Source organism: Streptomyces sp. BE20, from assembly GCF_036322525.1.
Classification (GTDB): domain Bacteria; phylum Actinomycetota; class Actinomycetes; order Streptomycetales; family Streptomycetaceae; genus Kitasatospora.
In genome coordinates, this window is sequence record NZ_JAQYWW010000970.1 from 23,411 (window position 1) to 45,372 (window position 21,962).

Consider the following 21,962-nt stretch of genomic DNA (forward strand, 5'->3'; position numbering starts at 1 on the left):
CCCCGGCCGTACGGACGGCCCGGGCCGGCGGACGGAGCCGTCACCCCACCCGCCGGCCCGGAGTCGTCGTCCGCGGTGCGGGGGTGTCAGGCGACGGAGCCGGTCGTACTCGGCCGGCCGGTCTCGATGTGGCCGACGAAGCGCTGGGACCAGGCGGGGTCGTTGTTGACGGTGACGGTGAAGTCGTACCAGCCCTGCCCGTTGCTGACCTGGTTGAAGTAGTCGTCCACGGCCTGGCCGGGGCCGACGGTGTAGGTCCAGGTGCCGGTGCGGTAGTGGTTCGAGGTGATGGTGAAGACGGCGGTGTCGGCCGGGCTGTCGTTGCGGAGCTGGAACCACAGGGCGACGGGGTCGTTGTGGGGGGCGAACCAGCTCTTCACCCTGGCGTACCGGCCCCTGCCCGCCCCGGTGTTGCCCTTGAAGCGGCGCAGGAACCGGTTGGGGCCGACGACGGTCAGGTCGTACTTGCCGCTGCCGTAGCCGCCCCCGATGTTGAAGAAGTCGGCGGTGGCGGCGTTCGGCCCCACGGTGTACTGCCAGGGGCCGCCGCCGCGGTAGGCGTTGGCGTAGGCGGCGAAGTGGGCGGCGCCGGTGGCCTGGGCACCGAGGTTCTCGATGGCGACCCAGATCTTCTGGGTGCCGCCCGCGTCGGTGCCCTCGTAGCGGTCCAGGTAGGCGTTGGTCTGGTAGGGCAGCGCGCAGGCGGCCTTGTTGCCCGGCTCCTGGGCGGGCAGCGTGCCGCTCGCGGGGGGCGTGGGGGCGCTGGTGGTGCTGCACGCCGTGCCGGTCATCAGGGAGTGGCCGGCGGGGACCACGGCGGGCAGGGCGGGGAGCGGGCCGAAGACCGGGTTGTCGAAGTCGAAGGCCGAGGTGAGGTCACCGCAGACCGCGCGGCGCCAGGCACTGATGTTGGGGCACTGCACGCCGGTCCAGGCCTCCAGGAACCGCAGGACGGAGGTGTGGTCGAAGACCTGCGAGTTGACGCGGCCCCCGCGGGTCCAGGGCGACACGATGGTCATCGGCACCCGGAAGCCGAGCCCGATCGGCAGGCCGTTGACGTGCTCGGTGGTGTCCCCGGTGTTGGCGGGGACGGCGGGCGGGACGTGGTCGAAGAAGCCGTCGTTCTCGTCGTAGGTGAGCAGGAAGACGGTGGAGTTGAAGATGTCCTGGTTCGTGTCGAGGGCCTCCAGCACCCGCTTGGTCATGGTCGCGCCCACGCTGGGGCTGGCGCTGGGGTGCTCGGAGTTGGCGTAGTCCGTGACGATCCACGAGACCTTCGGCAGGGTCCCGGCGGCCACGTCGGCGCGGAGCGCGGCGACCAGGGCGTCGGCCACGTCGCCGCCGCTGTAGGGGACCCCGGCCACGCCGCGCTGCCACAGGACCTTGTCCCCCGTGCCGTCCTTGGCGGGGTCGGAGGTCATGAAGGGGGCGAAGTACTCCAGGGCGTTGTCACCGTAGTTGCGGTCACCGGCCTTGTCGTAGACCTGGTACACCTTCCAGTCGATGCCCGCCAGCTGCAGGGCCTGCGCGTAGGTCTGCCAGTTCTGCCCGCTGCGGCGGAAGTCGCCGCCGTTGTGGCTGACCCGGTTCGCGCCCGGCAGACCGGCGCCGATGGACCCCGACCACAGGTAGTTGCGGTTCGGACCGGTCCCGGTCATCGACGAGCAGTGGTAGGCGTCGCAGATCGTGTAGGCGTCGGCGAGCGCGTAGTTGAACGGGATGTCCGCGCGGGAGTGGTAGCCCATGGTCATGCCGGTGCTGCTCTTGGCCGCGTACCAGTTGTTCATCCGGCCGCCGTTCCACGCGTTGTGCTGGTCGCTCCAGGCGTGCCCGCCGCCGTCGACCTTGCACTCGGAGCGCTCCCAGGTGTTGGAGCCGCCGCTCAGCGGCCAGGGGAGGATCGATCCGCTGCCCTTCGGCTGCTGGAAGACCGTCCGGCCGGAGGGCGCGGAGGTGGAGCCGGGCAGGTCGACGACGCTGTGGTCGCCGAAGCCGCGCACGCCCTTGAGCAGGCCGAAGTAGTGGTCGAAGCTGCGGTTCTCCTGCATCAGGATCACCACGTGCTTCACCGGGGCCAGACGCGGATCCACGGCCCCCTGCACCGCCGCCGCAGGCACCGCCTGGGCCGCACCGGCCCTCCCGAGCACCGGCCAGCCCGCACCGGTGGCGGCCGCCGCCGCCGTCGCGCCGACCAGGAACTTCCGACGTCCGATACGTCGCTCCACGGACCTACTCCTATCGATGGGGGTGTCCGCCGGCACCTCCTCGGAAGAGCGGTCCGCCGAGCCGGTCGGCACGGGGGTGGTGGCCTGCGCGTCTCCGGGGGTGGTGGCCGGAGTCACGGTGGTGAGGGGAGCGGCGGCCAGCCCAGATTCGGCCCGACCGGTGTCCTGTCGGCCCTCGACGGGCGGTCCGGACGTGAACAGGGGGAGAACATCGACACGGGTTGGCTGGACAAGTCGGCCGGCTGCGCGGCGGTACCCGGGCCGGCCCGGAGAGGGACGGGGCTCCCCGGGCCGGGGCACAGGGAGCCCCGGGGGGACGTCGCCGCACGTGGTTCAGGCGGAGCCGGGGACGTCGACGAGGACCTCGGTCAGCGAGAGGTAGCCGGTCCCGGCGAGCTGGACGCGCACGTACCGTCCGTCGACCCCCACGGGGAGGGTCAGCTGCCGGGGCGAGGTGCCCCTGACCCGGCCGCGTTCACCGTGCGGTCGACGGGCGCACCGTACCGGCCGTCTCCGAAGATGTGGTCAGCCGGACCGGCGGTCCAGGGCCTCGTCGAGGGTGCAGGCCGCCATGATGAGCGACAGGTGGGTGAACGCCTGCGGGAAGTTGCCGAGCTGCTCGCCGCTGGGCCCGATCTCCTCGGCGAACAGGCCGACGTGGTTGGCGTAGGTGTGCATCTTCTCGAAGGTGTACCGGGCCGGTCGCAGGCGTCCGGCCCGGGCCAGCGCGTCCACGTAGAGGAAGGTGCAGAGGCTGAAGGTGCCCTCGGAGCCGCGCAGCCCGTCCGGGGAGGCCGCCGGGTCGTAGCGGTAGACGAGGCTGTCGGAGACCAGGGTGCGGTCCATGGCGTCGAGTGTGGACAGCCAGGACGGGTCCCGGGGCGAGACGAAGCCGACCCGGGGCATCAGGAGCAGCGAGGCGTCGAGCACCGCGTCGCCGCCGTAGTGCTGCACGTAGGCCCGGTCCTCCTCGCTCCATCCGCGCTCCATGACCTGGAGCAGGACGGCGTCGCGGGCCTTCGTCCAGCGGTCGGTGTCGGCGGGCCGGCGGAAGGCGTCCGCCAGGCGCAGGCCGCGGTCGAAGGCGGCCCAGCACATCACCCGGCTGTAGGTGAAGTCCTGCCGGCCGCCGCGGGTCTCCCAGATGCCCTCGTCGGGGCGGTCCCAGGAGTCGGCCAGCCAGTCCAGGGTCCGGGTGAGCACCTTCCAGCCCCGGTAGCCGGCCTGGGTGGCGATCTCGCGGCCCTCCGACAGGGCGTACATGGCCTCGCCGTAGATGTCGAGCTGCAACTGGTCGGAGGCCGCGTTGCCGAGCCGTACGGGCGCGGAGCCGAGGTAGCCCTCCAGGTGGCCGAGGATCTCCTCGGTCAGCAGCGGTTCGCCGTCGACCCGGTACATGATCCGGAGCGGCTCGCTGCCCTGCCCCGTCGCCTCGTGCAGCCGGTCACCGAGCCAGTGCGTGAAGGCGGTGGCCTCCTCGACGAAACCGAGGTCGAGCAGGGCCCGGACGGAGAGCGAGCCGTCCCGCACCCAGGTGTAGCGGTAGTCCCAGTTGCGCTCGCCCCCGACCTGCTCCGGCAGGCCCATGGTCGCGGCCGCGACCGGCGCGCCGGTGGGGGCGTAGGTGAGCAGCTTGAGGGTGATGGCGGAGCGGTTGACCATGCCGGGCCAGCGCCCCCGGTAGTTGGAGCCGTGCACCCAGCGCTGCCAGAAGTCGGCGACCTCCCAGAGCTGCTTCGTGATCCCGTCGACGGTGGGCGGCGGGGGCGGCGGAGGGTTCTGGCCGTCGGCGTCGCAGACGGTCAGGATGACCGCGGCCGATTCGCCGACGCTCAGCGTGACGGCGCCCCGCAGGTCGTCGCCGTCCCGCTCGACCGGGAAGGTGCTCTGGAGGTACGCGCAGACGCCCGGTGCGCGGAAGGCGGCGATCTCGGGGCGGAGGTCGAGGGAGTGGGCGGCCCGGCCGTAGTCGAACCGGGGACGGCACTCCATGGCGAAGCGCACGGTGCCGCGCACGCTGCGCACGGTGCGGACCAGGGCGTGCCGCCCGCTCGGGATCCGTCCGGCGTCCGGCGGCATCCAGTCGATGACCTCGCCCACCCCGTCGGGCGACATGAACCGGGTCACCAGGACGGCGGTGTCCGGGTAGTACAGCTGCTTGCAGGTGGCGTCCGGATTGACGTCCGCGAGCCTGAAGTAGCCGCCGCGGTCGTGGTCCAGCAGCGCTGCGAAGATGCTCGGGGAGTCGAACCGGGGAGCGGCGAACCAGTCGACGACGCCCCGCGAGGTCACCAGCGCGGCACACTGGAGGTCGCCGATCAGGCCGTGCTCGGCGATGGGTGGGTAGCGGTCCATGTGCGGTCCAAGGTCTGGGCGATCCCTTGGTCTCACTATCGGCCAGGACCGGCGGACGCGCCCGTTGCGGCCGGCGCGCCGCGAACCGGGAGCCCCGGCGACCGGGTCCTCAGCCCGCTGCCGGAGCGGCGGCGGGAGCGCCCGCCCGGGTGGTCAGCGCCGCCATCCGCAGGTGCCCGACGGCGTCGGCCGGGGTGAGCAGCAGCACCAGGGCCGACGGGTCGTCCACCGGGTGGAACGAGGAGAGGGTCAGCCGGACGGGTCCGGTGCCGGTCGGCTCCACGGTGATGGTGCGGGCGGTCAGGTCCGCCACCGAGTGGCATCCCCACCAGTGCCGCAGTTCCGGCGCGTCCGCGTCCAGGTGCCGGTAGACCTCCTCCGTCCGGGAGTCCGCGAGGGCCGGCCCGGCCTGTGCGCGGAAGTGCTGGAAGACGTTCATGGCCAGCGGCTCCCAGTCGTGCAGGACCTCGCGCAGCCTGCGGTCCACGGCCATCAGCCACATCAGGTTGCGCCGGTCCGCGGGCACGGCCTCGGGCGGGCCCCACAGCACGGCCCACGCGGTGTTCCAGCCGAGCAGGTCGAAATGGCGGTCGACGAGCACGGCCGGGCTGGCCGGCCAGGAGTCGAGCACGGGCTGGACGGCGGCGGCGAGCCGGTCCGTCCCGGGGCCGGCGTGGGCGGCGGCGTCGTGGTGGCCCGCCAGCCGCATCGCGTAGCGGAGCCCGGCCGGGTCGAGCCGCAGCGCCCGGGCGACGGCCTCCAGCACCTGCCGCGAGGCGGGCACCCGGCCCTGCTCCAGCCAGGTGTACCAGGCGAGTCCGACGCCGGCCATCGAGGCGACCTCCTCGCGGCGCAGCCCCGGGGTGCGGCGGCGCGTGGTCGGGGTCAGCCCCACGTCGGCGGGCTTGAGGAGGTCGCGGTGGGCGCGCAGGAAGGCGCCGAGTTCCGCGCCGGCGACGGGGGTTGACACGGGTTCTGCTCCTCGGAGGGGCGTACCGCGGGCGGCCGCCGGGAATGGGTCGTGAGGAGGGGCGCCGGCGCGGGGGAGCGGGCGGAGGCCCGGGGTCAGCGCGCGGCGCGCGGCCGACAGAGCTCGTCGAAGCACCTGCGGTGCCACGAGCCGCCGATGCCGGCCAGGGTGAAGCCGGTCCGCCGATACGCCATGGCGCCACCCTAGGACGGGGGATCGCCGCTGGTCAAGGGCAGGACCGGGCCCCCGGCGGGCCCGGCCGCGACGGTCACGGACGGGCACCGGACGAGTACCGGACGGGCGCCGGACGGCCCGCCGGGGGCGCCGCCGCCCCCGCCCCCGGGCCGCGCCCGCAGCCTATGACCAGCGGTAACAGCACAAGCGCCTGACTGGCTGTCCGGCCCGGCGGCGCGCAGGCTTCCTGACATCCGCCGGAGCCCCCGGCGGCGGCGCCGGCCGTTCGCCCGCACCGCCGCCGGGCCGCCACCGCCACCCCGTACGGCCCGCCCCGCCCGGTCCGCGCCGACCCGGGGCAGCGCCCGGCCGGACCCAGTGCCCGGAGCCGGAAGGAACCCCCGCAGATGCCCGCCCCCGCCCACCCGCCGGTCGCCGGACCGCCCGGCGCCCCGCGCCAGGGAGCCCGCGGATGACCCGGTTCCTGCTGCGCCGGCTGCTGCTCGCCGTCCCCACCGTGCTCGGCGTCACCGTCGTCGTCTTCGCCACCGTGGCCCTCGTCCCCGGCGACCCGGTCACCGCCTTCCTCGGCCCCGGGGCCCCGCCCGAGGCCCGCGCCGAACTGGCCCGGCGCCTCGGTCTGGAGGAGCCCCTTCCCGTCCGCTACCTCTCCTGGTTGGGCCACGCGGCGACCGGCGACCTCGGGACGTCCGTCTCCGCCCAACGGCCCGTCACCGACCTGCTGCTGCCCGCGCTGGGGCAGACCCTGACCCTCACCGCGGCGGCCTTCGTCCTGGTGCTGGTCGGCGGGGTCCTGCTCGGCGCGATCGGCGCGCTCGACCCGCGGGGGGCCGGCGGCCGGCTCTCCGGGGCACTGTCCACCCTGGCCGTCTCGGCCCCGCAGTACTCGGTGGCCCTGGTGCTGATCGCGGTGCTCTCGGTGCAGCTTCGCTGGCTGCCGGCGGGCGGTACGCACGACGCGTTCGGCGACGGCGGCCCGGCCGACCTGTTGCGTCACCTGGTCCTGCCGGCCGTGGCGTCCGCGCTCGTACCGCTCGGCCTGACCGCCCGCGTGTTCAGGACCGCCCTCGGCACGGTGCTCGTCGGGGAACTCGCCGACGGGCTGCGTGCCCGGGGGCTGAGCCGGGCGGCCGTCCTGCGGCACTGCGTCCACAACGCCTCACCCGCCCTGCTGACCATCGGCGGGCTCCAACTCGCCTACCTACTGGAGGGCGTGGTCTTCGTGGAGACGCTCTTCGCCTGGCCCGGCCTCGGCCGGCTGCTGTACGACGCGCTGTCCGCCCGCGACCTGCCGCTCGTCCAGGGCGGGGTGCTGGTGGTGGCCGTCGCCTTCGTCGGCGTCAACCTGCTGGTGGACGCGGCGCACGCACTGATCGACCCCAGGGTGAGGAGCTGACGATGCCCGGGACGACCCCGACGCCCCCGCCGGCGAAGGCCCCGACGCCCCCGCCGGTGGAGGACCCGCCGACGAAGGCCCCGCTCCCGCCGGCCCGGGCCCTGCTGCGCCGCACGGCCCTCGCCCTGCCCGTCACCGCCGTCGTGCTGCTCCTGCTGCTCGCCGCGGCCGCCCCGCTGGTCGCGCCGCACGACCCCGCCGCCGGACACCTCCAGGACCGCCTGCTGGATCCCGGCGCCCCCGGCCACCCGCTGGGGACCGACGGCCAGGGCCGGGACATGCTGAGCCGGCTGGTCTGGGGCACCCGGACGTCGCTGACCGCCGGGCTCCTCCCGGTCGCCGTCGCCGGCACGGCGGGCACCCTGCTGGGCATCGCGGCCGGCCTCGGCGGCCGGGTGCTCGAACAGGCCCTGCTGCGGACACTGGACGTGCTGTACGCCTTCCCCGGGGTCCTGCTGGCCATCGCCGTGGCCACCCTGCTCCGGCCGGGACTCGGCGCCACCGTGCTCGCCCTCTCCGTGGTCCTCACCCCGGCCGTCGCCCGGGTCGCCTTCACCGAGGTGCGGCGGATCCGGACCGCCGAGTACCTGGAGGCCGCCCGGGTGAGCGGAGCCGGCCTGCCGTCCCTCGTCCTGCGGCAGGTGCTGCCCGTGGTGGCCCCGGTCGTCCTCGTGTACTGCTCCTCGCTCGTCGGCCTCGCCGTCGTGTACGCCGCCGGACTCTCCTTCCTCGGGCTCGGCGTCGCACCTCCCACCGCCGAATGGGGCTCCATGATCGACGAGTTGAGGCCGAGCCTGCTCACCCACCCGTGGGTGGCGGTGCTGCCGGCGCTCACCGTGCTGCTGGTGTCGGTGGTCTTCAACACCCTCGGCGACACCCTGCGCCGGAGGGTCGGCGACACCGGGTGGAGCGCGCTGCCGGAGACCGTCCGATGAGCCCGACCGACCTCCTGGAGGTCACCGACCTCTCCGTCGTCCACCCGGGTCCGGTCCGGGCCGTGGACGGGGTGTCGCTGGCGCTCGCACCCGGCGCGGCGCTCGTCCTGCTCGGTGAGTCCGGCAGCGGCAAGACCACCCTGGCCCGCACCCTGATCGGCCTGCCCGGCCGGTCCGCCCGCGTCACCGGGCGGATCAGCCTCGCCGGTACCGAGCTGTCGGCCCTGGACGAACGCGCGCTCTCCCGGGTGCGCGGGCGGCGGATCGGCTACGTCCCGCAGGACCCGGGCGGCTCGCTGGACCCGCTGCGCCGCATCGGTCCCCAGCTCGCCGAGGTGCTGCGCCGGCACCGGATCACCCGGGCCCGCCGGGCCACCGGCGACGCGGCGGTCCGGTTGCTCGCCACGGCCGGGATCCCCGACCCCGAACGGGTGGCCCGCGCCTACCCCCACGAGCTCTCCGGCGGGCTGCGGCAGCGCGCCGCGATCGCCGTCGCGATCGCCTGCGGCCCCGACCTGGTGATCGCGGACGAACCGACCACCGCCCTGGACGCGCTGGTGCGCGGCCGGATCCTCGACCTGTTCGCCACCCTGCGCGCCGACTGCGGCATCGCGCTGCTGCTCGTCACCCACGACCTGGCGGTGGCCCGCCGGGTGGGCGGCGAGGTCGCGGTGATGTGCGAGGGACGCGTCGTCGAGGCCGGCCCCGCCGCGCGGGTGCTGTCCGCGCCCGGGCACCCCTTCACCGCGGCCCTGCTCGCCGCCGACCCCGGAGCCCGCCGATGACCGAGCCCGCACCCGCCCTGCTGGAGGTCCGCTCGGTCGTCCGGCACTTCGCCGGTCGGCCCGCCCTCGACGGGGTCAGCCTGAGCGTCGCTCCCGGCGAGGCCGTGGGCCTGGTCGGCGAGTCCGGTTCGGGGAAGTCCACGCTGGCCCGGCTCGCCCTGGGCCTGCTCGCGCCCGACGCGGGCACCGTCCGGTTCGCCGGCCGCGACCCGTACCGGCTGCGCGGCGCCCGGGACCGCTCCGTCCGGGCCCGGCTCCAGTTCGTCCCGCAGGATCCGCGCGGCTCGCTCAACCCCGCGCTGCGGGCCGGCGAGGCGGTGGCCTTCGCGCTGCGGCTGCACGGCACGCCCCGGGCCGAACTGGCCGAGGCCGTCGCCGGGCTGTTCCGGCAGGTCGGGCTGGATCCCGCGCTGGCCCGCCGGTACCCGCGCGAGCTGTCCGGCGGGCAGCTCCAGCGGGTCGCCGTCGCCCGGGCCCTGGCGCCCGGGCCCGACCTGCTGGTCTGCGACGAGCCGACCTCCGCGCTCGACCTCGGCTCCCAGCTGCGGCTGCTGGACCTGCTGACCGGCCTCGGCGAACGGACCGGGCTCGGCTACCTCTTCATCTCCCACGATCTCGCGGTCGTCCGGCACCTGGCCGACCGGGTGCTCGTGCTGCGGTACGGGCGGGTGCTGGAAGAGGGCCCGGTCGCCGACCTCTGGGCGTCGCCCGCACACCCCTACACCCGCGCGCTGCTCGAAGCCGCCACCGGACACGCCCCCCGTCCGGACCCCGCCGACTGACCCGCACGCCCCCCCGCACCCCGCAGCCCCCCGCACCCGCACACCTGCAGACCGAACGAGGAAGCACCATGACACACCGTCGCCACCGCACCGTCCGTTCCAGAGCCGCCGCCCTCCCGGCCGCCGCCGCCCTGCTGCTCGCCGCCACCGGCTGCGTGTCCGGCCCGGGGTCCGGCGGGTCCGCCGACACGGGCGGCGGTGCGGAGCGCGGCGGCACCCTGGTCATCGGGGCCACCGGCAAGCTCCCCAACCCCGACACCGTCATCGGCGGCGCCGGCTTCGAGGGCAAGCGCCTGGTCGGCTTCCAGATCTACGAGGGCCTGACCCGCTACGAGCTGCTCAAGGACACCGACCGGCCGCCGGTCGTCACCGGTGCCCTCGCCGAGTCCTGGGAGGTCGCCGCGGACGCGAGGACCTGGACCTTCCGGCTCCGCAAGGGCGTGACCTTCCAGGACGGCACGCCGTTCGACGCCGACGCGGTGGTCTTCAACCTGGACCGCTACCTCGACCGGAACAGCCCCGAGTACACCGACGCGCTCGGCGCCGCCGCCAAGGAGTACGCGGGCGGGATCGCCTCCTACCGCAAGACCGACGCCGACCACGTCGAGCTCGTCACCAAGGACCCCAACGGCCACTTCCCCGAGGACCTCGCACACGTCCTCATCGCCAGCCCCACCGCCGTCCGGAAGACCGGCTCCGCGGACTTCGCCGAGCACCCGGTCGGCACCGGCCCGTTCTCCTTCGTCTCGCAGACCGAGGGACAGCAGATCGAGCTCGCCGCCAACCCGGCCTACTGGCGCGGCGCCCCCAAGCTCGACCGGCTGATCGTCAAGTCCCTCCCGGACGCCGCCGCCCGGACCGCGGCCCTGCGCTCCGGCGGAGCCAACTGGATCGAGTACCCCAACCCGGACGACATCCGGACCCTGAAGTCCGACGGGGCCACCATCGCCGCCAACAGCTACGACCACCTCTGGTACTGGATCCTGGACACCGCCAAGGGCCCGTGGCAGGACCCGAGGGTCCGGCAGGCCGCCAACTACGCCATCGACCGCAAGGCGATCGCCGAGAAGCTGCTCCAGGGCACCGCCGACCCCGCCTACCAGGCCGCGCCCCGGGCCACCGGCGCGTACGACCCGGCCGGTGACCTCTACTCCTACGACCCGGCCAAGGCCAGGCTGCTGCTCACCGAGGCCGGCGTCCCGAACGGCTTCTCCACCTCGGTCACCGTCCCCACCGCGGGCTCCGGAAACCTGCTGCCCGTCCCCATCGCGGAGGCCCTCCAGCGCGACCTCGCCGCCGTCGGCATCAAGGTCGAACTGCGCACCACCGACTGGGGCACGCTGATCGGGGCCGAGGCCAAGGGCCAGGTCGCGCTCGGCTCGGACGCCGTCGCGCAGTCCACCACGCTGTTCCAGTCCGAGGCGCTGCTGCCGCTGTTCGTCGGCTCCAAGAGCCCCTTCTGGACGGGCGGTTACAGCAACCCGAAGGTCGACGCCCTGCTGGCGTCCGCCGCCGCCTCGCCCGACCGGGCGAAGCGGACCACCGACTACCGCACGGCGCTCTCGCTGGTCACCCAGGACGCGCCCTGGCTCTTCGTCGTCAACGACCGCAACCCGCGGGCGCTCGCGCCGAAGGTCCAGGGCCTGGTCCAGCCGCAGTCCTGGTTCCTCGACCTGACCACGGTCTGGGTCCGCCGCTGAACCCCGCCCCGCCCCGCGCAGCCCTCCCCGCCCCTCCCCGCACCGGGGCGGCCCGCACCGGGCCGCCCCAGGAAGGCCACCGCCCCGATGACCGTCCCGATGACCTCGCCGCCCCGTCCGCACGACCCGCCCCGCTGGGGCATCACCCTCCCGTTGCCGGGACTGTCCCTCGACCGGCACCGCTTCCTCGTCGAACGCCTCCCCGACCTCGGCTACACCGACGTCTGGACCGGTGAGGGCGGCGGCTCCGACGCCTTCACCCCGCTGGCGGCCTCCGCCGCGTGGTCCCCGGGCCTGCGGGTCGGCACCGGCATCGTGCCGGTGCACACCCGCGGCCCCGCCGTGCTCGCCCAGACCGCCGCGACGCTCGCCCAACTCGCCCCCGGACGCGTACTGCTGGGCATCGGGGCCTCGGTGCCTGCCCATGTCACCGACATCAACGGCATCCCGTTCGACGAGCCGTTCAAACGCACCCGGGACGTCCTGCGGTTCGTCACCCGGGCCCTGCGCGGCGAGCACGTCTCCGGCGACTTCGACACCTTCTCGATCGCCGGCTACCGGCTGCCGGAGCCGCCGGCCGAGCCGGTCAAGGTGATCCTCGGCGCGCTGCGCCCCGGCATGCTGCGGCTCGGCTTCACCGAGGGGGACGGCGCGATCACCAACCTGCTGTTCCCCGAGGACGTGCCGAAGGTGCTGGACGCCGTCGGCCCGCAGCCGCCGGGAAAGGAACTGGTGGTCAAGGTCTTCGTCTGCCCGACCGAAGACACCGAGCACGCGCGCCGCGCGACCCGCCCGTTCCTCGCCTGGATCCTCAACCGGGAGCCGTACCGGAAGTTCCACGAGTGGCTCGGGAACGGCGAGCTCCTCGCCGAGACCCACCGGCGCTGGGCGGCGGGCGACGTCGAGGGCGCGCGGCGGGCGCTCCCGGACGAGGTGGTCGACGGGCTGTTCGTCAGCGGCTCGCCGGAGGAGTGCCGCCGGCGGATCCTGCGCTACCACCGCCCCGGCGTCACCACCATCCAGCTGTACGTCTCGCTGCCGCCCGAGGTGCTCGCCGACCGGAACCGGCTGCTGGACACCCTCGCCCGTCTCGGCCCGGGCGCCGAGGGCTGACCGCCCGGCAGCGCCGTCAGCCCGCGACGTCCTCGTCGGTCAGCGGCTCCAGGACGCCCCGCGTGTCGAGCCGGTAGAGCACGGTCACGGCCGGGCCGATCAGGAGCAGCGCGACCAGCGACACGACGAGCATCCACTGCAGGGTGGCACTCGCCCCGACGGCCTGACGGACGGTCAGTGAGGTGGGCACCAGGTAGGGCCGCTGGGCGACGCCCCAGGCGGCGACCGCCAGGGCGACGGCCGCCACCGCGCTGTACCGGGCCCGGCCCGGGGCGGGCCCGCCGACCAGGACGACGGTGACCGCTCCGGCCGCCGCCGACAGCAGGACGAGCAGCAGCCCCCAGCCGTGGGTGAGCCCGTGGTGCACGTACGAGGCGTCGTCGGCGGTCACGACGAGGCCCACCGCGCCGACGACCAGCAGGGCCCCGACGGCGATCCGGGCGCGCAGCCGGAAGTGGCCGACGAGGTCGTGGGCGCCGAAGCGGCGGGCGTCCGCGGTGAGGAAGACCGCGCCGAGCACGGCGGTCGCGCAGACGGCGAGCAGCCCGGCGGTCACCGACGTGGCGTTGGCCCAGGCGTCGGCGGAGGCGGTGGTACCGGGGGAGACCCGGCCGGAGGCGACGCTGCCGATGACGGTGCCGAGGAAGAACGGCGTGAGCAGGGAGGCGACGGCGAAGGTGGCGCCGTAGACCCGGCGGGCGGCGAGAAGGCGGGCGGGTTTGCGCAGGGCGAACCCGGCGCCGCGCAGGACCATGCCGACGGCGGCGAGCGCCAGGGGCAGCCACAGGGCGGTGAAGACGGTCTGGAAGAACTCGGGGAAGCCCGTCCACATCAGCACCAGGACGAAGACCAGCCAGACGTTGTTGACCTCCCAGACCGGTGCCATGGCGTGGTCGATCAGCCACCGGGGGCGCCTACCCCGCTCGGCGCCGCCGGCCAGCAGGTCCCAGAACCCGGCGCCGTAGTCGACACCGCCGCCGCAGGCGTAGGCGGCGATCGCCAGCAGGAGCACCCAGGAGAGGATGTCGGCGGTCACCCGGCACCTCCGGGGGTGTGCCCGGGACCGGTTTCCGCAGGGGGCGGCTGCGCCCCGGCGCCGGCCGGTTCGTGGCGCGGGCCGTAGGGGGTGTCCGTTTCCGGGTTCTCGGCCGCGGCCTCACCGCCGTCGGCCAGACGCCAGCGGGTGCGCATCTTGAGCAGCACGGTGAGGAACGCCCCGAAGACGAGGACGTAGACCACCACGACGACGCCGAACATCGCCCACAGGGAGGCCGCGCGGGTCGGTGTGACCGCCTCCGAGACGCGCATGTTCTGGTAGACGATCCACGGTTGGCGGCCGACTTCGGTGGTGATCCAGCCGCACTCCACGCAGAGCATGCTGGCGGCGCCGGCGAGGGCGGCGCAGCGGAAGAACCAGCGGGACCGCGGCAGGTCGCGGCGGCGCCACCAGCACCAGGCGTACCAGAGGGCCAGCACGATCAGGAGGCTGCCGATGGTCGCCATGATGTCGAACGCCCAGTGCACGATGGTGGCCTGGGTGGCGGTGGGGCGGTCGGCGGCGGGTACCGAGGCGAGGCCGGTGACCTGCGTGTCCGGCCTGAATCCGGCCAGCACGGAGTCGAGTTGGGGGATCCTGAGGCCGCCCTTGACGGTGCCGTCCTCCTGGAGGCGGCCGAAGAGGTACTCCGGCACATGGGTGTCGGTGTCCCAGACCAGCTCGGTGGCCGCGAACTTGACCGGCTGCTTCCGGAAGACCTGCCGTGCGATGTTGTCGCCGAGGAAGAACTGCAGGGGGGTGAGGACGGCGGCGACGGTGAACGGCACGGTGAAGCCGAGACGGTGGTAGCGGCCGCGGCGGCCGCGCAGCCAGCCGACCGCGTAGACCCCGGCGACGACGTACCCGGCGGTGAGGAACATCGCGACGGTGAAGTGCCAGTACTCCGGCCCGAAGATCGGGGTGAAGATCGCCTGCCGGACGTCGACGTTCACGGGATCGCCGTCCGCGTCGAGGGTGAAGCCCTGCGGGGTGTTCATCCACGAGTTGGCGGCGATGATGCCGAACGCGCCGAGGAGGGCGGTGAGCGGCAGCGGCACGCCGAGCCAGAAGTGCGTCCACGGCTTCAGCCGGCGCCAGCCGTAGAGGTAGATCGCGATGAGGACCGCCTCCAGGAAGAACGCCCAGGCCTCGACGCCGAATCCGAGGCCGAAGACGTCTCCCCAGCGGCCCATCATGCCGGGCCACAGCAGGCCGAACTCGAAGGACAGGATCGTGCCGGTGACGACGCCGACGGCGAACTGCACGGCCATCACGGCCGACCACCGCCGCGCCAGCAGCAGCGCCGTCGCGTCGCCCCGGCGCAGGCCGCGGTGGTGCATCACCAGGGTGATGAACGGCAGCGCCACGCCGAACGGCACCAGCAGGATGTGCGAGGCGAGGGTGAACGCCATCAGCTCGCGGGCGGGGAGGAGCTGCGCCGGGGTGCCGGCGAGGAGCTGGGTCGCGGTGTCCACCTGCGGGTCAGCCTCCGGTGGCGAAGCCGGGGAAGAGCGTCATGCCGCCGTCGACGTAGATCGTGGCACCGACCACGTAGTCCATCAGGTCGGAGGCCAGTACGGCCACCGTACGGGCGATGTCCTCCGGGTCGCCGACCCGGCGGTACGGGATCAGCTTGAGCAGGTCGGCCTCCGACTCCGGGGTGTCCCAGGCGTCGCGGTTGATCGGGGTGCGGATGGCGCCGGGCGCGACGGCGTTCACCCGGATCCCCTGCGGGGCCAGCTCCTGCGCCAGGGTCTGCATCATCATCAGGACGCCGCCCTTGGAGGCCGCGTAGTTGACGTGGCCCGCCCAGGGGATGATCTGGTGGACCGAACTCATGCACACGATCTTGCCGGCCGAGCGGGACACCTCCGGGACGACGCCCCGGCGCACGAACTCCTTCGCGGCCTCGCGCGCGCACAGGAACTGGCCGGTGAGGTTGACCTCCAGGACCTTGTTCCACTGGTCGAGCGTCATCTCGGTGCTGGCGGCGTCACGCTGCAACCCGGCGTTGGCCACCAGGACGTCGACGGTGCCGAACTCCTCGACCATCCGGCCGACCATGGCGACGACCTGGCCCTCGTCGGAGACGTCCGCCTCGTGTGCGTACGCCCGCACGCCGTACGACCTGATCTCCTCGGCCACCTCCTCCGCGGCGTCGCGGCCGGCGACGTAGTTCACGACCACGTCGGCGCCCGCACGGCCCAGCCCGAGCGCCGTCGCCCTGCCGATCCCCGAGTTCGCGCCGGTGACCAGGGCCTTCTGGCCCCGGAGGATGGGCGGCAGCTCCGAGCGCGGCTCGTCCGCAGGTGAGGCCATGGTCGTCTCCCGTTCGTGGGCTCGCGTTCGGTACGGCGCCACGGTGCCGCCGCCGCCCGCGGGTCGGGGTTCGGCCCGCCGGTCGCTGGGCCGTCCGGCCCAGCGGCGTCCCTCCCGGGGCGTACCGCCCGCCCGTCCTTCCCCGTCGGCGCCCGACCGGTCAGGCCCCGACGGGTCCCTGACCGGTCCGGTCGCTGGCCCGTCCGGGTGCACCGGTCGCCCCGCGCGGCGGTGGACGGACCGGATCCGCCCGCGGTGCGGGAGGGTGCTGCGGGGGGAGGTGCCCCCGGGGTGAGGACCACGAGGAGCAGGATGGGGACACCGGCGCCGACCCCGGCGGTCGTGGTGGTGATGGGTGTCGCCGCCTCGGGGAAGAGCACTGTGGGCCGCCTGCTCGCGCGACGCCGGGGAGTCCCGTTCGTGGAGGGCGACGACCTCCAGCCGGCCGGGAACATCGCGCGGATGTCGGCCGGCGAGGCGCTCGACGACGAGGAGCGCCGGCCCTGGCTCCAGGCCCTCGCGGCCCGGGTCCGCGCGGCGACGGAGCGCGGGGAAGGGGCCGTGATCGCGTGCTCCGCCCTCCGGTACGAGTACCGGAGGCTCCTGCGGGCGGCCGGGCCCGGCGTGTGGTTCCTCCACCTGGCTCTGGACCCGGCGGTCGCACGGACCCGGATCGCCCGGCGGACCGGGCACTTCATGCCGCCCGCCCTCCTCGGCTCCCAGTACGACGCGCTGGAGCCGCTGCGGGAGGACGAGCCCGGGCTGACCGTCGACGCCGCCCTCGACCCCGAGGCGATCGTGCTCCTGGCCCGGACGGGTGTCGCGGAGTTCGAGGCCGGGGGACCGCCCGGCTGATCGGGCGGCCCCCGGCCTCGGCGGCGGCCTAGGGGCCGGGCCCGTCGGCCGCCGGCGCGCCGGGGAGCGCGTCGGGGAGCGCGTCCCGGGTCTGCCGTCCCCCGAGACCCTGGGGGTCGGCCGTCCGTGCGCGGGCGCGGCGGGGGGCGTCGTCGAAGCCCCTCTCGACCGCGTCGCCGAGGAGGCGGAGTTCGGTACGGAGAGCGGGCCGGCAGGTGTCGGGCAGTGCCGCGAGGAGGTCTTCGAGGAGGGACCGGAGCCGCCGGCAGACCTGGACGGAGCTCGCGCCGTAGTCGCGGATCTCGGTGACGCCGAGTTCGAGGTAGTCCTCCCAGGACCGGTCGGGCAGCACGAGGCGTGGCCGGCCGCGGTCGTCCGCGAGCACGTAGTGACCGCGCAGTCCGACGCGGCCGACGGCGTGCAGGAACGCCTCGATGTGGTTCAGCACCTGGACGGCGGTGGTGGGGTCGTTGACGGCGGGGGAGAGGGCGCGGATGGCGATGTCGACGAGGATGCGCAGGGCGAAGGCCGGGTCCTGTTCGATGGTCCGCTCCGCGCCGAGCGCGAGGAAGCCGGTCACCCGGCGCGGGTCGGGGGTGGCCGCGCCGCCGTGGACCCGGACGACGGTGGCGCCGGGGGGCACGAAGTCGCCGACGGGGGCGGCCAGGACGAGGACGCAGTCGTGCCGAGCCGCGAGCTCGACCATGCCGGGCGCGTCGAACGCCTGGATGACCCCTCCGCGTTCCGAGCGGACGAGCACCGCCGGGCCGTCCGCCGGCGGCGTCCCGCCCGGTAGCGCGGACGCCCGGAGGCGGGCCGCCGCGCGGTCGAGGACCTGTTCGCCCTGGCGCCCCACGATGTCGGCGATGGCCACCGGCCGCAGGTTGTGGGTGAAGCGGTTGAGGTAGATCAGCAGGAGCAGGAGGCTCACGGAGACGGCGACACCGGCCAGGGTCACGCCGAGGTTGGGCACGGAGTCGGTCTCGATGCTCCGCAGCAGCGTGTACGCGAACGCGAAGGTGCCGGTGAAGGTGGCCAGGACGGCCTTCTGCAGCCGGTCGCGGTACCAGAGCCGCATGTAGCGCGGCGAGAGCGTGCCGGTGGCCTGCTGGATGACGAGGACGCCGATGGTGACGACGAATCCCAGCAGCGCGATCATCGAGCCGACCACCGAGCTGAGGACGGTGCTCGCGGTCGTCGCGGAGTAGTCCCAGCTCTTCGGCAGCCAGGGCGCGCCGTCCACGGCCGCCGCCGCCTCGGCCAGCGCGACGCCGAGGAGGAGCCCGAACAGCGGGACGATCCACAGGCTCGCCTTGGCGTACTGCCGCAGCCGGAACCGGGTGGCCCAGGACATCATGCGGGGCCCAGCAGCACGGTGGTGTCGCCGGTCATCGCGGTTGTCCTCTCGGTGAGTTCCGGGGCCCGTGGGATTCAACCGCGTCGACGAGTCCCGCAGCCGCCCGACGGGGCCGGACGCGGCCTCCGCCACCTGATCGGCCCTGCGGACGTTCGCCCCGCGGACCGGGGGTGCCGCAGCCGGAGGGTGTCGCCGCCCGCCCGGGACGGTAGGCCGTTCGGGTGTTTTCGATTTCGGCTCATGAGTCCCGAGCGCGACTCCCGGCCCGGAGCTGGTTGAGTCGCCGACATGAGCAAGAGTGACGTCGGAGCCCTGTTCGGCAACCGTTTCCTGACCGTGCCCGCCCCCTCGGAGACCTTTCCCGAGACGGGCATGACCGCGACGGACGCCATGCGGCTGGTGGACGAGGACCTCGTCATGGAGGGCGACCCGCAGCGCAACCTCGCCACGTTCGTCACCACGTGGATGGAGCCGGAGGCGCAGCGGATCATCGCCGAGAACCTGCACCGGAACTTCATCGATCACGCGGAGTACCCCATCTCCGCCGAGATCGAGCAGCGCTGCGTGCGGATGCTCGCCGACCTCTTCAACGCGCCGGGCAGGACCACCGGATGCCGGACCCAGGGCTCGTCCGAGGCGATCATGCTCGGCGCGCTGTCGCTGAAGTGGAAGTGGCGGGAGCGCCGCAAGGCGGCCAACCTGTCGGTCGACCGGCCCAACCTGGTCTTCGGCGGTGACGTCCACGTCGTGTGGGAGAAGTTCTGCCGCTACTTCGACGTCGAGCCGCGGATCGTGCCGCTCGCCGAGGACAAGTACACGATCGGCCCGGAGGACGTCGAGCCCCACCTCGACGAGAACACCATCGGCGTCGTCGCCGTCGTCGGTACCACCTTCACCGGCCACAAGGACGACGTCGTCGGGATCGACGAGCTCCTGCGCGGGATCCGCAGGAAGCGGGACCTCGACATCCCGATCCACGTCGACGGTGCCAGCGGCGGCTTCGTGTGGCCCTTCCTCTACCCGGACTCGAAGTGGGACTTCCGGCTCGAACAGGTCCGGTCGATCAACGTCTCGGGACACAAGTACGGCCTGGTCTACCCCGGCATCGGCTGGCTGGTCTTCCGCGAGGAGTCGGACCTGGCCGAGGACCTCGTGTTCTACGAGAACTACCTGGGCAAGACCGACGCGACGTTCACGCTGAACTTCTCGACCGGCGCGTCGATGGTGCTCGCGCAGTACTACAACTTCGTGCGGCTGGGCCGTCAGGGCTACACCTACGTCATGGAGACGATGCAGACGAACGCCCGCGCGTTGGCGGACAACCTGCGGGACAGCGGCCGGTTCGAGGTGATCGGCAGCGGTCTCGAACAGCTGCCGCTGGTCGCCTTCCGCCTCGCCGGCGAGCACTCCTACGACGAGTCCGACATCGCCTGGCAGCTCTCGGCCGAGCGCGGCTGGATGGTGCCGGCGTACACGCTCCCGCCCAACGCGGAGCGGGTGAAGATCCTGCGGGCCCTGGTCAAGGAGACCCTGAGCCGCGGTCAGATCGACCGCCTGACCCAGGACATCGCCGATGCGTGTGCCACCCTGGACCGCAAGGGGGCGACCACCGAGGTCGAGCGGGCCCAGGTCAAGCGCGGCAGCGGCTACTGACGGTCGCGGCCGGCGCCCTTCCGGGCCGGGTGACAGCGCGGCTCCCGCCGGCCGTCCTCCACGATGCCCGGCGCCACGCGCCGGGCGTCCGGCACGATCCGGCGACCCGATCCGGGCGGGGCCGGTCTTCGTGAACGGCTGCCGGCGCCGGTGAGCCGCTGACATACTCGGCCCATGCCTGAAGAGGTGCGGAGGCGACGTCCCGCCGTTGAGGCCGCAGGCCGATCGGACGCGGTGGGGGTGACCGGCCGGCCGGCGCCCGTGGTGCTGCCCCCGGCGCTGCGCGTGGGGCTCGGGTCGATCGCGGCCCTCGCCGCGCTGGTGGTCGTCCTGCTCGGGATCCGGTACGGCGACGCGGGCGGGCCCGGCAGGGCGGACGCGTGGATCCTGACGGCGGTGGACGGCGCGGGGCCGCCGTGGCGGTACGTCGCGCTGGCGACGGACTCCCTGGGGGAGCCGGTGGGCGCCGCGACACTGGTCGCGGCACTCGTGGCGAGCTGCCTGCTGCTTCGTCGACCTCGCGCAGCGGTGTTCCTCGTCGTCGGCGTCGGCATCTCCGTGGGTGCGACGACGCTGCTCAAGCACCTGGTGGGACGCACCATCCACGGCGGGTACCTGTCCTACCCGAGCGGTCACACCGCCTTCGCCACCGCGCTCGCCCTCGTGGTGGCGATGCTCGCGACCCGCGGCCGAGGCCGGGACAGGCCCGGTCTCGGCCGCACGGCCGGCACCCTGCTCGTGCTCGCCGCGGCGCTAATCGCCGGCGCCGCCATGGGCTGGGCACAGGTCGCGCTGGGCGCGCACTACCCGACCGACGCCCTCGGCGGCTGGTGCACCGCGCTGGCGGTGGTGCCGGCGACCGCGTGGGCGGTCGACCGGGTGGCCGAGGTCGCCCGGCGGAAGCGGAACCGACGTCACGTCACGTCGCTGCCCGAGACGTGACGCTCCGTCACACCAGGCGCCGGAACACGGGCTTCACCGGCCGCCCGGCGAACCAGGGGGTGGGGTCGCCGGCGTCCAGCGCCTTCCGGTACACGGCACAGGCCCCCGCCACCACGTCGACGGTGCGGTCGATGTCGGCGTCGTCGAGCGCGCTGCTCACCACGAACGACGGCGCCAGGACTCCGCCCGCGAGGAGCCGGCTCAGGAACAGGGTGCGGTACTGCTGCGACGGCTGCCGGTCCTCGTCGAGGGTGGCGAAGACCAGGTTGCTGGCCCGGCCCCGGAGGACGAGGTGGTCGCCGACGCCCGCACCCGCGGCGGCCTCGCGGACACCGGCGGCCAACCGCTCGCCGAGCGCGTGCAGCCGAGCGGTGATGCCCTCCTCGACGTAGGTGGTCTGCACGGCCATCGCGGCGGCCAGCGCGTGCGTTTCCGCGCCGTGCGTGGTGGACAGGAGGAACACCCGGTCGCCGGAGTGACGCAGCCCGCCCCGCTCCATCAGGTCGCGGCGCCCGGCCAGGGCGGAGACGGCGAACCCGTTGCCCAGGGCCTTGCCGAACGTGGAGAGGTCGGGGACGACGCCGTACAGGCCCTGGGCGCCCGCCTCGGACCAGCGGAAGCCGGTGATCATCTCGTCGAAGACCAGGACGCAGCCGTGCCGGTCGGCCAGCTCGCGCAGGCCGGCGAGGTACCCGGGCGGCGGTTCGGTGTGGCCGGCGGGTTCGAGGATCAGGCAGGCGACCTCGTTCGGGTACCGGGTGAGCAGCTCCTCCGTGGCGGCCAGGTCCCCGTAGGGGAACGCCACGGTGAGCTCGGTGGTCGCGGCCGGGACACCGGCGGACATCGGTGTGGTGCCGATGAACCAGTCGTCGACGGAGAAGAACGGATGGTCGCCGCAGAGGGCCACCCGCGGGCGCCCGGTGACGGCGCGGGCGAGTCGCACGGCGGCGGTGGTGGCGTCGGAGCCGTTCTTCGCGAACTTCACCATCTCGGCGGTCGGCACCGTGGCCAGGAAGTGCTCCGCGGCCTCGACCTCCAGGACGGACGGCCGGACGAAGTTGCTGCCGCGGTCGAGTTCCCGCCGCACCGCCTCCAGCACGCGCGGGTGGGCGTGGCCGAGGCTGACCGACCGCAGGCCGGAGCCGTACTCGACGTAGCGGTTGCCGTCGACGTCCCACACGTGGGCACCGCGGCCGTGGCTGATGACCGGGGCCAGGTTCTCGGGGTACTGGTCGTCGCCCTTGGCGTAGGTGTGCGCGCCCCCGGGGACCACGGCGTGCAGCCTTTCGTTCGCCGTCCGCGACCGCGGCAGGCTGAACCCGTCGGCGTCCTGCGGGCCCGAGG

The 21,962-nt window shown here is 74.2% G+C and carries 17 protein-coding genes; 9 read left to right on the forward strand and 8 right to left on the reverse strand.

Going from position 1 to position 21,962, the window contains the following annotated elements:
* Positions 1-86 precede the first annotated feature (86 nt).
* From PUR61_RS24935 to PUR61_RS24945, 3 genes are all read right to left on the reverse strand, one after another.
* Entirely contained in the window at positions 87-2,225 is a 2,139-nt protein-coding gene (locus PUR61_RS24935) for a phosphocholine-specific phospholipase C (RefSeq protein WP_329881615.1), read from the reverse strand.
* 525 nt (positions 2,226-2,750) lie between these two features.
* Positions 2,751-4,580 carry a glycoside hydrolase family 15 protein gene (locus PUR61_RS24940; protein ID WP_329881616.1) on the reverse strand — a complete coding sequence of 610 codons (1,830 nt, stop codon included), beginning with the start codon at positions 4,578-4,580 and terminating at the stop codon, positions 2,751-2,753.
* A gap of 109 nt (positions 4,581-4,689) precedes the next feature.
* The gene (locus PUR61_RS24945; RefSeq protein ID WP_329881617.1) at positions 4,690-5,550 is read right to left on the reverse strand and encodes a helix-turn-helix domain-containing protein; all 861 of its coding nucleotides are present in this window, start codon (positions 5,548-5,550) and stop codon (positions 4,690-4,692) included.
* A gap of 646 nt (positions 5,551-6,196) precedes the next feature.
* Here PUR61_RS24945 and PUR61_RS24950 point away from each other — a divergent pair.
* From PUR61_RS24950 to PUR61_RS24975, 6 genes are all read left to right on the forward strand, one after another.
* Positions 6,197-7,141: an ABC transporter permease gene (locus PUR61_RS24950; protein WP_329881618.1), complete on the forward strand. Its 945-nt coding sequence runs from the start codon at positions 6,197-6,199 to the stop codon at positions 7,139-7,141.
* A 2-nt stretch (positions 7,142-7,143) separates the two neighbouring features.
* The gene (locus PUR61_RS24955; RefSeq protein WP_329881619.1) at positions 7,144-8,076 is read left to right on the forward strand and encodes an ABC transporter permease; all 933 of its coding nucleotides are present in this window, start codon (positions 7,144-7,146) and stop codon (positions 8,074-8,076) included.
* Positions 8,073-8,861 (forward strand): ABC transporter ATP-binding protein, encoded by a 789-nt coding sequence (locus PUR61_RS24960; RefSeq protein WP_329881620.1) that lies wholly within the window; start codon positions 8,073-8,075, stop codon positions 8,859-8,861. The genes PUR61_RS24955 and PUR61_RS24960 overlap by 4 nt, the downstream gene beginning before the upstream one ends.
* Positions 8,858-9,643, forward strand: coding sequence for an ABC transporter ATP-binding protein (locus tag PUR61_RS24965; RefSeq protein WP_329881621.1), 786 nt, complete (start codon positions 8,858-8,860; stop codon positions 9,641-9,643). Before PUR61_RS24960 ends, PUR61_RS24965 begins: the two co-directional genes overlap by 4 nt.
* Before the next feature lie 68 nt (positions 9,644-9,711).
* Positions 9,712-11,343 (forward strand): ABC transporter substrate-binding protein, encoded by a 1,632-nt coding sequence (locus PUR61_RS24970; protein ID WP_329881622.1) that lies wholly within the window; start codon positions 9,712-9,714, stop codon positions 11,341-11,343.
* A gap of 87 nt (positions 11,344-11,430) precedes the next feature.
* Positions 11,431-12,456: an LLM class F420-dependent oxidoreductase gene (locus PUR61_RS24975; RefSeq protein ID WP_329881623.1), complete on the forward strand. Its 1,026-nt coding sequence runs from the start codon at positions 11,431-11,433 to the stop codon at positions 12,454-12,456.
* Between the two features lie 16 nt (positions 12,457-12,472).
* Here the strand turns inward: PUR61_RS24975 and PUR61_RS24980 are convergent, their stop codons facing one another.
* The 3 genes from PUR61_RS24980 to PUR61_RS24990 all read right to left on the reverse strand — a co-directional run bounded on the left by PUR61_RS24980 (position 12,473) and on the right by PUR61_RS24990 (position 15,811).
* Positions 12,473-13,492: a cytochrome d ubiquinol oxidase subunit II gene (locus PUR61_RS24980; RefSeq protein WP_329881624.1), complete on the reverse strand. Its 1,020-nt coding sequence runs from the start codon at positions 13,490-13,492 to the stop codon at positions 12,473-12,475.
* Positions 13,489-14,904: a cytochrome ubiquinol oxidase subunit I gene (locus tag PUR61_RS24985; RefSeq protein WP_329881664.1), complete on the reverse strand. Its 1,416-nt coding sequence runs from the start codon at positions 14,902-14,904 to the stop codon at positions 13,489-13,491. The genes PUR61_RS24980 and PUR61_RS24985 overlap by 4 nt, the downstream gene beginning before the upstream one ends.
* Before the next feature lie 70 nt (positions 14,905-14,974).
* Complete coding sequence (locus PUR61_RS24990) at positions 14,975-15,811, reverse strand: SDR family oxidoreductase (protein WP_329881625.1); 837 nt, start codon at positions 15,809-15,811, stop codon at positions 14,975-14,977.
* Positions 15,812-16,123: 312 nt separating this feature from the next.
* Between PUR61_RS24990 and PUR61_RS24995 the strand changes: the two genes are divergently transcribed.
* Complete coding sequence (locus PUR61_RS24995) at positions 16,124-16,666, forward strand: gluconokinase (protein WP_329881626.1); 543 nt, start codon at positions 16,124-16,126, stop codon at positions 16,664-16,666.
* A 28-nt stretch (positions 16,667-16,694) separates the two neighbouring features.
* Here the strand turns inward: PUR61_RS24995 and PUR61_RS25000 are convergent, their stop codons facing one another.
* Positions 16,695-18,023, reverse strand: a complete 1,329-nt coding sequence (locus PUR61_RS25000) for a DUF2254 domain-containing protein (protein ID WP_329881627.1) — start codon at positions 18,021-18,023, stop codon at positions 16,695-16,697.
* Between the two features lie 288 nt (positions 18,024-18,311).
* On the opposite strand from PUR61_RS25000, the gene PUR61_RS25005 reads away from it, so the two are divergent.
* Both PUR61_RS25005 and PUR61_RS25010 read left to right on the forward strand, forming a co-directional pair.
* On the forward strand, positions 18,312-19,676 hold the full coding sequence (locus tag PUR61_RS25005; RefSeq protein WP_329881628.1) for a glutamate decarboxylase: 1,365 nt from the start codon (positions 18,312-18,314) through the stop codon (positions 19,674-19,676).
* 240 nt (positions 19,677-19,916) lie between these two features.
* Positions 19,917-20,618 (forward strand): phosphatase PAP2 family protein, encoded by a 702-nt coding sequence (locus PUR61_RS25010; protein WP_329881665.1) that lies wholly within the window; start codon positions 19,917-19,919, stop codon positions 20,616-20,618.
* A gap of 7 nt (positions 20,619-20,625) precedes the next feature.
* Here PUR61_RS25010 and PUR61_RS25015 read toward each other — a convergent pair whose 3' ends face one another.
* On the reverse strand, positions 20,626-21,930 hold the full coding sequence (locus PUR61_RS25015; RefSeq protein WP_329881666.1) for a glutamate-1-semialdehyde 2,1-aminomutase: 1,305 nt from the start codon (positions 21,928-21,930) through the stop codon (positions 20,626-20,628).
* Positions 21,931-21,962 lie beyond the last annotated feature (32 nt).